At 69.4% G+C, this 11,390-nt stretch carries 5 protein-coding genes; 4 read left to right on the top strand and 1 reads right to left on the bottom strand.

The features are described from left to right. Positions 1-357: 357 nt before the first annotated feature. The 4 genes from XF36_RS26730 (at position 358) to XF36_RS26715 (ending at position 10,035) form a co-directional block, all read left to right on the top strand. Positions 358-1,509 (top strand): IS30 family transposase, encoded by a 1,152-nt coding sequence (locus XF36_RS26730; RefSeq protein WP_060710806.1) that lies wholly within the window; start codon positions 358-360, stop codon positions 1,507-1,509. Between the two features lie 187 nt (positions 1,510-1,696). Beyond that, entirely contained in the window at positions 1,697-3,142 is a 1,446-nt protein-coding gene (gene glyA, locus XF36_RS26725) for a serine hydroxymethyltransferase (protein ID WP_082375676.1), read from the top strand. 167 nt (positions 3,143-3,309) lie between these two features. Next, entirely contained in the window at positions 3,310-8,625 is a 5,316-nt protein-coding gene (locus XF36_RS26720; RefSeq protein ID WP_168169578.1) for a non-ribosomal peptide synthetase, read from the top strand. Positions 8,626-8,787: 162 nt separating this feature from the next. Next, positions 8,788-10,035 (top strand): transposase, encoded by a 1,248-nt coding sequence (locus tag XF36_RS26715; RefSeq protein WP_060714094.1) that lies wholly within the window; start codon positions 8,788-8,790, stop codon positions 10,033-10,035. Between the two features lie 67 nt (positions 10,036-10,102). Here XF36_RS26715 and XF36_RS26710 read toward each other — a convergent pair whose 3' ends face one another. Next, a complete protein-coding gene (locus XF36_RS26710) occupies positions 10,103-11,314 on the bottom strand; it encodes an IS256 family transposase (RefSeq protein WP_422662586.1) in 1,212 nt (403 codons plus the stop codon). Between the last annotated feature and the right edge of the window lie 76 nt (positions 11,315-11,390).

Genomic DNA, 11,390 nt, shown 5'->3' with positions numbered 1-11,390 from the left:
CGGTCGGCTCCGCTCGACGACGATACGCACGGACTGGGGGGACGGGGCAACGATGGCGGACGCCTTAATGCAGCTTGCAGCCCTGCTCCACGCTTCGGTCGTGGCGGCCGCAGCCGATCTGTGAACGTTGTCTGCACGGTAGATCGGGACCGTCCGTGTCCTGTCGACCAGACAACTCTGAACGTCGACCAGATAAATCTGAACGCCGGGTACGTCGTCGCGAACGGCTCGAGAAGCGTTCTTCGGGGGTGGCGAGTGGAGCTACACTTATCACGACACAGCTTTCTTAAAGACCTGGACCTTGGACTCAACCGGTCAGCGCAACACCCGGGTAGTTGATCATGATAGGGGTGTGGGATGGCGCGACTGGGACGACCTGGGATGTCCGATGCCGACCGCGCGGATCTGTGGGTCCGGTGGGGGCGTGGGGAGTCGATCAGTGACATCGCTCGGGCGATCGGACGCCCGCCGGGGTCGGTGTTCACGGTGCTCAAGTCCACCGGTGGCTACGTGCCGCCATCACGTCGTCGCCGACCGGGGACGCTGACCGCGGCCGAGCGGGAGGAGATCTCTCGTGGTCTGGCCCAGTATCGTTCGATCCGGGCCATCGCGGCTGGGCTCGGTCGTCCGGCCTCGACGGTGAGCCGGGAGGTCGCCCGCAACAAGGGTCGGCGTGCCTACCGTGCTGTGGACGCCGAGGACCGCGCCTGGCGCCGGGCCCAGCGCCCCAAGACGTGTCTGCTCGCCCGTCGTCCGCTGCTGTGTGGGTTCGTCGCTGCCAGACTGGGTGAGGACTGGTCGCCCGAGCAGATCGCCGGGCACCTGGCCAAGCACTACGCTCCGGGATCGGGGATGCGGGTGTCACACGAGACGATCTACAAGTCGCTGTTCGTGCAGACCCGCGGTGTGCTGGCCAAAGACCTGCAGAAACACCTGCGGTCGGGCCGTCCGATCCGGCGTAACGTGCACAACACCACCGGTGGGCAGTGGCGCTCGCAGATCCCCGGCGCGGTCTCCATCCACGACCGGCCCGCCGAGGTGACTGATCGGGCGGTGCCCGGGCACTGGGAAGGTGATCTGCTGCTCGGGCGTGGCACCACCCAGATCGCGACCGTGGTCGAGCGCGCGACCCGGTTCACCGTGCTGGTCGCGCTCGGAGGGCGCGACATGCACACCGTCGCCCACCAACTGTCCCGGCAGATGGCCCGACTGCCCGAACACGTCCGCAAGTCGCTGACCTGGGACCGCGGGATGGAACTGGCCCGCCACACCATCGTCACCGCCCGGACCGGGTTGGACGTCTACTTCGCCGACCCGGCCAGCCCCTGGCAGCGTGGCACGAACGAGAACACCAACCGGCTACTACGCCAGTACTTCCCGAAGGGCACCCGGCTCGACCACATCACCCAGGCCCAACTCGACCGCGTCGCGGAACGCCTCAACACCCGACCGCGCAAAACGCTTGATTTCGACACCCCGGCTGATAGATTCGGAGCACTGTTGCGCTGACCGGTTGAGTCCAAGGACCCCGGGCAGAACGGGATGTGATTTGTCAAGCATCTCGCCGTCGGATGTGGCATTACCGGCCTGCTCGATTCTGGGGCACGGGCGAAGGGGGCGCTGCCCACCACCGCGGCCATCGGGGCACACAGCCCGACCGGCAATCCCGGCCGAGCGAAGGAAACGAGGCGATGACATGACCAGTCCGTCGAGAATTACGGATCGGTTCGGGGCGCCGCCCCTCACCGAGGACGGGCTATCCGAACGGTCCCGTACCGGCACGACCGGTGACCAGCCCCAGCATCTCCGGGACGGCGCGGAGACCTTACGTCGCGATGACCCGCAGCTGGCCCGCCTGCTGGATGCCGAGGTCCACGCGCAGCGAACGACCCTCGCGATGATCGCATCGGCCAGCGTCGCCGCCCCGTCGGTCCTCGCGGCCGGGGGCGCGGCGCTGTCCAATGTCACGGCAGAGGGGTATCCCGGCCGGCGCTACCACCCGGGGGCTAAGCAGTTCGACGGCGTCGAGCGGCTCGCGATCGAGCGGGCCAGGGTCCTGTTCGGCGCCCGCTACGCGAACGTACAGCCGCATTCCTGCTCGTCTGCCAACCTCGCCGTGCTCGCCGCGATCGTGCCGCCCGGCGGCACCCTGCTCGGGCTCGACCTCGACTCTGGCGGTCACCTCACCCACGGGTCACCCGCCTCCGTGACCGGCCGTCAGTACACAGCCGTCCACTACGGACTTGGCGAGGATGGACTGATCGACTACGACCAAGTCGTCGAGTTGGCCCGCGAGCACCGACCGCACCTGGTGATCGCCGGCGCCAGCGCGTACGCGCGCACGCTGGACTTTGAGCGTTTCCGGGCCGTCGCCGACGAGATCGGCGCCTACCTGCTGGCCGACATCTCGCACATCGCGGGCCTCGTCGCGACCGGGTTGCACCCGAGTCCTATCGACCTCGCCCACGTCACCACGACCAGCACCTACAAGCAGCTCGGCGGCCCGCGCGGCGGTTTGATCCTTAGCGGCCGTGAGCACCGGACCCCGGGCCCGGACGGCCGGACCCCGCTGTCCACGCTCTTTCAGCGAGCTGTGTTTCCCCAGACGCAGGGCACCCCCGCCCCGGCGTCAATCGCGGCGAAGGCCCGTGCGCTCGACCTCGCCTCGCGGCCCGCTTTCGCCCGCACCACGAGGCTGATCGTCGAGGACGCGCGGGCCATGGCCGATGAGCTAAAGCGGCTTGGCCATCGGGTGCTGACTGGCGGCACCGATAACCACATGGTGCTGGTCGACATCCGGGTACGTGGGCTGACCGGCGTCGTCGCGGAGCGGGCCCTAGAGAGCTGCGGGATCCTGGCCAACCGCAACCGGATCCCGGACGACGACAAGCCTCCGCTGGTCACGAGCGGTCTGCGGCTGGGGACGAACATCCTGGCGCAGCGAGGAATGGGCCCAGACGCGGTGCGGGAGTGCGCGCGTCTGCTTGACGAGACGCTCGCCGCTACGACTCTGCACAGCGATAACAAGGGCCACGTCGACGAGGCGGTCTCCGCGCGGGTGCGGGCCGCCGTCCGCGAGCTGTGCGAGCGCTACCCGCTGCCCGACGAGCGAGAGCCCGACGTTCTGAAGGGAGTCGGCTGATGAACGGTGCTGAGACCAGCACACGGAGGGTACCGGTTCTGGTGCCAGTCGACCGAACGCGGCGACCGGGCCGGGCACCGCGCTGCTCGGCAGCGGTGCGAGCGGGCGGATTCGTCCGTGCACCGTCCGGGCCGCTCCGCGACGCGATCGTGCTCGCCGGGTTTGCTGTGTTGCTGTACCGCTACACCGGGCAGACAGTCGTCGGGCTGGATCGGCACGGCGCGCGTGGCGCCGAACGCGTGGAAATCGACGTCCGGCCGAACGAGGCACTGACGGGCCTGGCTAACCGCAGCCCGCTCATGGCGGAGGGCCCAACTGGGCCAGTCGGCATCGGATTCGAGACGCCCGATGAGCCGGTCGCGGGTGACCAGCCCCACGAGCTCATGCTTGTCTCCGGCGACGGGACGGGCGGCTCTGTCGCGTTCGAGCTGCACTACGACCCCGCGCTGTTCGACGAGAGCACCGCCGCCCGACTGCTCACCCACCTGACCGTGCTGCTCGCCGACGCAGCTGAGCACCCGGGCCGTCCGGTCTCCCGGCTGCGGCTGCTGACCTGCGCGGAGCAGGAGCAGATCCTGGTGGACTGGAACCGGACTGCCGTTGATCTCCCGCACGATGTCTGTCTGCACGAGGCGTTCGAGCGACAGTCGGCCATGGCCCCCGAAGCTGTCGCGGTCCGGCACGAGGGCCGCAGCTGGTCCTACCATCAGGTGGAGGTCGAGGCGAACCGGCTCGCACACCACCTGCGCTCACTCGGCGTCGGCCCGGACGTCCGGGTCGGGCTGTGCCTCGATCGGTCACCCGAACTGCTCGTCGGCGTGCTGGGCATTATGAAGGCGGGCGGCGCCTACGTGCCGATCGACCCGGCCTACCCGGCCCAGCGGATCGCCACCATGGTCGGCGGCACGTCCTGCGCCGCCATGGTCAGCCGCGAGGAACTGGCCGACGGTCTGCCCGTGGAGACGCTCGCGTCGCGGCCGCTGCTGCTGCTCGACCGGCACACCCGGATGCTAGCCGAGCTGCCTGAACACCCCCCGGTGCCGCTCGCCGAGCCGGACGACCTCTGCTATGTCATACACACCTCAGGATCGACCGGGGCGCCGAAGCCGATCGCGCTGCGCCATCGCGGAGTGATGAACAATCTGGCCGACCTCAACCGGCGCTTCGACGTCGGTCCGGGCGACGCGGTCCTCTCGCTCTCGTCGCCGAGCTTTGACATGTCGGTCTACGAGTTCCTCGGCATGGCCGCGGCGGGCGGTACCACCGTCGTCCCGGACCGAGCCCGCGCGGCGGACCCGGCGCACTGGGCCCAGCTCATCGCCGACGAGGCGGTCACCATCTGGAACTCCGCGCCTGCCCTGCTCGGCCTGCTGGTCGAAGAGCGAGAGCAGGCCGGCGGCGAACCGTTGCACGACCTGCGTCTGGCGCTGCTGGGCGGCGACTGGGTCCCGGTCACGCTGCCCGCCAGGGCCAGGGCCATCGCGCCCTCGCTACAGGTGATCGTGATGGGAGGTGCCACCGAGGCGTCGATCCATTCCACGATCACCGATGCCACTGAGACCGACACCGGGCGGCCGAGCATCCCGTACGGCCATCCGATGTCCAACCAGCGCACCTACGTGCTCGACGGGGCGGGCCAGCCGGTCCCACCGGGTGTCGCAGGCGAGCTGCACCTGGCTGGGATCGGTCTCGCACGCGGCTACCTCGACCAGCCTGAGCGGACCGCCGAGCGGTTCTTCGATTGGTCTTACGCCGACGTCGCGCACGACCGCGTCTACCGCACCGGAGATCTCGCCCGCTACGACGCGTCCGGGATGATTGAGCTGCTCGGCCGGATCGACTTCCAGGCCAAGATCAACGGCTTGCGGATCGAGCCAGGCGAGATCGAGGCCGTGCTGCGCTCGCACCCCGACGTTGGGCAGGTGGCCGTCGTCGTGCGCGATGGCCGGCTCATCGCCTACCTCGCGCCATCGGGAGACGCCCCCGCCGACGGTCAGGTCGACGAGCTGCGCGAGCTGGCGGCCGAGCGGCTGCCGGAGTTCATGATCCCGGCGGCGTTCGTCGGGCTGGACGCGCTGCCGCTCACTCCGAACGGAAAAGTTGATCGGGCTGGACTGCCGGCCGTCGATGTCCCGGGCGCGGTCTACCGCGCGCCGACCACTCCAGACGAGCAGATCGTCGCCGACGTGTTCGCCGATGTGCTTGGGAAGGGGCCGGTGGGCGCGGACGACGACTTCGTCGCTCTCGGGGGGGACAGTATCCGCTCCATCCAGGTCGTGACCCGTCTGCGGGCGCGTGGCCGGGACACCACCACGCAAGACGTTCTTGCTCTGCGCACGGTCACCGCACTCGCTGCGCGGCTCGCGGACGTCCGCGCCGAGCCGGACCTTCCGACCGGGCCGCTGGTCGACGCCGACGGCGCGCAGCTGGCCGAGTGGCGCGACCGCTACCCCGGCTTCCGGGAGGCGTGGCCGCCGACGCCGATGCAGTCCGGGATGCTGTTCGAGTCGATGCTCAACGAGACCGGGCGAGACACCTACCAGATCCAGACCGTCTACCGGATCGCTGGCACAGTCGACTCTGACCGGCTGAGGAAGGCGTGCGCAGCGCTGGTCGCGCGCCACAGCGCGCTGCGTGTGGCGTTCACCCATGACGCGTCGGACGAGCTCGTCCAGATCGTCGTCGACGATGTCGAGGTTCCCTGGTCGGAGCTGGACCTCACCCAACTCATCGGCTCGGCGCAGAACGACGCAATTGCCAGGTTCCTCGACTCAGACCGGGCCGAGCGCTTCGACCTGGCCGCCCCGCCGCTGTTGCGCGCCACCCTGTTGCGTCTGGGCCCGTCGCACTGCGAGCTCGTCGTCTCGGCGCACCACGCGCTGCTCGACGGCTGGTCGGAGCAGCTGGTCGGCCGGGAGCTGCAAGAACTCTACGCCGGCGTGGAGGTCGAGCCGACCCGGGACTTCCGCGACTTCATGGCCTGGTGCGCCAGGCTCGACACTGCTAACAGCCGCCGCGCGTGGGCAGAGGAGCTGCGGGGGGTCGGCGGGCCGACCCTGATCGCCCCCGCCGCGGACGTGCACGCTTCCGCCGAGACCGTCTCGGAGATCGTCCTGCCCGACCCCGCGACGGCGTCGCGGGACGCAGCCCGTGCCTGCGGGGAGTTGGGCGTCACCGTGAACACCATGGTCCAGGCCGCGTGGGGGGTCGTATTGTGCGCGCTGACCGGGCGTGACGACGTTGTGTTCGGCGCGACCGTGTCCGGCCGTCCGGCCGGGCTCGCCGGCGTCGAGTCGATGATCGGGCCGTTCATCAACACGGTTCCGGTCCGCGTCACGCCTGGGTCCGTCCTAACTGTCGCGGATCTACTGGTGGACCTTCAGCGGCGGCAGACTGCCCTATCCGAGCATCACCACCACAGCCTGGCCGACACACATCGCACCTGCGGTGTGGACACCCTGTTCGACACTCTCGTGGTGTTCCAGTCCTACCCGTCCGGCACCGGTGACTCCGATGGTTCCAACGGCTCGTTCACGATCACCGGCGTCGAGTCGCTTGGCGGAGTGAGCTTTCCGCTCGCCCTGCTCGCCGAGCCCGACCGGATCGTCGTGCAGTTCCACCCCAACCGGTTCGGGTCGGCGTCGGTGGATGCGATCGTGCAGCGGTTTGCGGCGGTGCTGGCGCAGATGGTGGCCGATCCGAGCCGGTCTATCGGCTCGCTCGACGCGCTCCTGCCCACCGAGCGGTCTCGCTACACCCCGACACATCGGCCCGCGTCGTTATCGGCGCCGAGGACGCTGCCCCCGCTCGTCGAGCGGTACGCGGCCGCGACGCCGGACGTCCCGGCCGTCGTGTTCGGCGGTGTTTCCCTGACCTACGCGGAACTCAACGCCCGGGCGAACCGGCTCGCGCACGAACTGATCGGGAGCGGGGTTGGCCCGGGTTCGGCGGTCGGCGTCGTGATGCCGCCCTCGACCCAGCTCACCATCGCCATGGTGGGTGTGCTGAAGGCGGGCGCCGCCCACGTCGTCGTGGACCCGTCGGATCCGCGGCGCGATGAGATTCTGGCTGCTGCGGGCACCGTGCGGAATCTGGGCTGGCTAGACGTCGAGACCTCCGCATCCGCCTCCGCGCTGGACCCGACCGACGAGGACCGGACGTCCGCCCTGCATCCCCTGACCGTAGCCAGCATCCGGTTCCCGGACCGGTGCGGCGACCATCCAAAGGGGATCTCAGTCGGGCATCAGGTACTCGCCGAAGAGGTGCTGCGCTACGCATTGGTGACCGGGATCAGCCCCGGGGCCAGGCTGGTGTGCGGCGTCTCAGGAGACGACCAGACCGCCTTCGAAGTGCTCGCCGGGCTGTGCCGCGGAGCCGTCGTCGAGCTGGTCCGCGCCCCCGACGGGCTCGGCGGGCCGGACCTCGTGGCCGACGTGTTGAGCACAACCGCACCTCGCATGGCCGAAGAGCTTTCGCGAGGCACCGCAGACGGGGCGAGCATCGGTGTCGTGGTTCTTGCCGGTGACATGACCGGCGGCAGCGTCGTGCCCAGCGCGCTTGTGCACCGGATCCGGGAAGCCGTACCGGGCACCGACGTGATCACCACGGGCGGGACGTCCGCTGTGCCATACAGCCTTGCCGGGCGCGCTGCACCGAACTCCGACCCGCATGCGGTGCCGGTCGGGCACCCGATCGGTAACCAGCGGGTCTACGTGCTGGACCCGGCGCTGCGGCCGTTGCCGGACGGGGCGATCGGCGAACTCTACGTCGCCGGGACGCTGGCGCAGGGATACCACGCGCTGCCGGGCACGACCGCCGAGTACTTCGTCGCCGACCCGTGGGGACCGCCCGGTGCACGCATGCACCGCGCCGGCGTCCTGTCCCGGCGCGACGACAGCGGGCGGGTGGAGGTTCTCGGACGCTCGACCGACCGGCTCACGATCGCCGGGCACCGGTTCTGGCCGCACGAGATCGAGGTGGTCCTGGCCGACCACCCGGACGTCACCTCCGCGACCGTGTCCGACATCGACGGCCGCGTTCTAGCCCTGGTTGCGACGCGGGGGCCCAGCGCGGACGAGGCCGGCATCCGGGCCTTCGCAGCCCGGCACCTGCCGCACCACATGGTTCCGGACGTGGCAGTGGCCGGGCGGGAGGACCAAGCGGACACCCCGTCCGGGGGCGTGGAACCCCTCGGCGACGCGTCGGTGCCGCACCGCGACGGGCGCAACGAGCGTGAGACCGCCCTCTGCGCGATGTTCGCTGAGATTCTCGGCATCGAGCGGGTCGGCATCGACGACAACGTGCTTCACCTCGGTGTCGACTCGCTGCTTGCCGGTCGGATGATCAGCCGCATCCGACGGACCCTCGGTGTGAAGCTGCCGATCCGGACGCTGTTTCGAAAGCCTACGGTTGCCGAGCTCGCCGCGGAGTTGTCCACGGGGGTACGGGCCCCGGCCCGCCCTGCGATGCGCAGGAAGACCTGATCTGACCCGAATCCGCGAGTAGCGCTGGTGTCCGGACTGGGGAGATGGCGATAGGTGCCCGCTGACCTGCGATGATCGTGTTTGCGACGACACGACATTGCGGGTTGAGAGGACACCTATCAGGTGCGAACAGTACGCAAGCGACGCCCGCGGTGTGCGCGGGTGCGTCTCGGCGCGCCGGACGCGGCGCTGACCAGGTTCTCCGGGCTGGCCGCGGTGACCGAACTGATCGACCGGCTCGGGATCATCGACAAGCTCGACGCCGCGGTCGGGCCCATCAAGGACCGCGACCGCGGGTGCAGCGCCGGGCAGATGCTGGTCGGCATGTCGGCGGCGCAGCTGTGCGGGGAGGACTTCCTGGTCGGGCTGGACCGGCACCGCGCCGACACCGCCGGGCAGGCACTCACGCCGGTGCCGGGGTTGGCGTCCACGACCGCCGCCGGGCTCGCGCGCAAGTTCATCGAGGGGCAGTGGGCGGCGGTGGAGACCGGGCTCGGTGACGTGCACACCACCGCGCTGGACCTGCTCGCCCAGGTCGACCCGGACCGGGCCGAGCAGCTGACGGCGGACGTGACGATCGATCTGGACACCACCGATGTCGAGGTTTACGGCCGGCTCAAGCAGGGCGTGGCGTTCAACCACCAAGGCCAGCGGGTCGCCCGCCCGCACGTCGCGACCTGGGCCGACACCGCGGTGGTGCTGGCCGCTGACCTCGGTTCGGGCCGGGATGACCCCCGCGCCACCAGCGCCGAGCTGTTCTACCGGGCGCTGGCCGCGCTCCCCGCGCAGGCGCGGGCGGGGCGAGTCCGCGTGCGTGCGGACGCGGGCTACTTCGCCGGGCAGCTCGCCCGCGCAGCCCTGTTCGTCGGCGTGGAGTTCGCCATCGGCGCCCGACGCATCGCGCCGCTGTGGCGCATCCTCGACGGCGTCGCGGCCGACGGGTGGACCGACGCGATCGACATGACCGGCGCGCAGGTCGCGGTGGCCGACTATTGCCCGAACTGGTGGCCCGCAGCGACCCAGCTGCTGATCCGTCGGGTCCGGCTCGACCTGGACCACGGCCAGGTCTCCGGTGACCCGCGAGCGCGGCGCCGACGCACCCTGCACCCCGCCCAGCGGGCGCTCCCGCTCGACGACCTCGCTACGGTGGCCAAGGTCGACGGGGTGTTCGCCTACTCGTTCATCGTGACCAACCTCGACGTCTCCACACCTGCCGCAGCCGCGCAGGCCGAGTACTGGTACCGCCACCGCACGAAGGTGGAGAACCTGTTCCGCGACACCAAGCACGGCGCCGCGCTGCGCCACCTCCCCTCCGGACACCTCGCGGTGAACCGAGCCTGGATGTGGGGCGCACTCCTGGCCGCCACCACCAGCGGGTGGCTGCACCACCTCACTGCGGTTCCCCCATGATCGGGGAGGCATCAGCTATAAGGGGTAGCGAGGGCCTGTCTCGTGATCGGTGTTTCGGCGTCGTTGCTCAGTAGGTCTCGGCTCCCGGCCAGCGGTCACCGAACGTGATGGCGAACGCGTTGATCACGGGCTTCCAACGCATCGTCCACCTCGTGCGGCCCGTCCCGGTCGGGTCCAGGCTGCGAGTCACAAGATACAAGCATTTCATCGCAGCCTGCTCAGTGGGGAAATGACCACGCGCCCGCACCGCGCGCCGGTAGCGGGCGTTAAGCGATTCGATCGCATTCGTAGAGCAGATCACCCTTCGAATCTCGACGTCGTAGTCCAAGAACGGCACGAACTCTTCCCACGCGTTGCGCCATAGCCGGATCATCGCCGCGTACTTACGGCCCCATTTCTCGTCGAGCTCATCCATAGCGATAAGTGCTGCATTCGGGTTGGGCGCGGCATAGATTGGTTTGATGTCGCGCTTCACCGCGTCCCAGTCCTGTCGACCCACCAGCCGGAAAGTGTTTCGGATCAGGTGCACGACGCAGGTTTGGACAATGGTTTGCGGCCACACGTTGGCCACGACCTCCGGGAGTCCTTTGAGGCCGTCGCAGACCAGGAACAGCACGTCACGCACGCCGCGGTTCTTCAGGTCGACCAGCACGCTCATCCAGAACTTCGCGCCCTCACTGCCGACGCCCATCCACAGCCCCAGCACGTCCTTGCAGCCGTCCACGGTGACGCCGATGGCTGCGTAGACCGGCCGGTTGGCGACCTGCCCGTCCCGGACCTTGACGTGGACAGCGTCGATGAACACCGCGGCGTACACCGAATCCAACGGCCGACCAACCCAGTCATTCATCTCGGCGACGACCTTGTCGGTGATCCGCGAGACCGTCTCCTTCGATACTGACGCCCCATAGATGTCAGCGAAATGTGCGGAAACCTCCCCGGTCGTCATCCCTTTCGCATACAGCGACAGTACGACCTCGTCGACATCTGTGAGGCGCCGCTGACGCTTCTTCACGATCTGCGGCTCGAAAGTGCTGGCCCTGTCTCTCGGAACGTCGATCTCCACGTCACCCGCGGCATCCGAGAGAACCGTCTTCGAGCGGGACCCGTTCCGCACGTTGGTGGATTCCCGGCCGGAGTCGGCCCGGTTCTTGTCGTGCCCGAGGTGCTCGGTCATCTCCTCGTTCAGCGCCGTTTCCAGAACATTCTTGGTAAAGAGCTTCAACAGGCCGTCCGGGCCGGTCAACGCCAGCCCGCGCGCCTTCGCCTCGGCCACCATCGCCGCCGCAGCGGCCCGCTCCGCCGACGCCTGCCGAGCAGGCTTCGGGTCACCCTCGCTTGGATCCACAAGGTCC

This window comes from Pseudonocardia sp. HH130629-09 (genome assembly GCF_001294645.1).
GTDB lineage: Bacteria > Actinomycetota > Actinomycetes > Mycobacteriales > Pseudonocardiaceae > Pseudonocardia.
Note: the sequence above shows the minus strand (reverse complement) of the source record. Positions and strands in the feature narration are given on the sequence as shown.

Excerpts from the sequence above, each read along its gene's own strand:
- XF36_RS26730 (WP_060710806.1), top strand. The coding sequence starts at position 358 with ATGGCGCGACTGGGACGACCTGGGATGTCCGATGCCGACCGCGCGGAT.
- glyA (WP_082375676.1), top strand. The coding sequence starts at position 1,697 with ATGACCAGTCCGTCGAGAATTACGGATCGGTTCGGGGCGCCGCCCCTC.
- XF36_RS26710 (WP_422662586.1), bottom strand. The coding sequence starts at position 11,314 with ATGGTGGCCGAGGCGAAGGCGCGCGGGCTGGCGTTGACCGGCCCGGAC.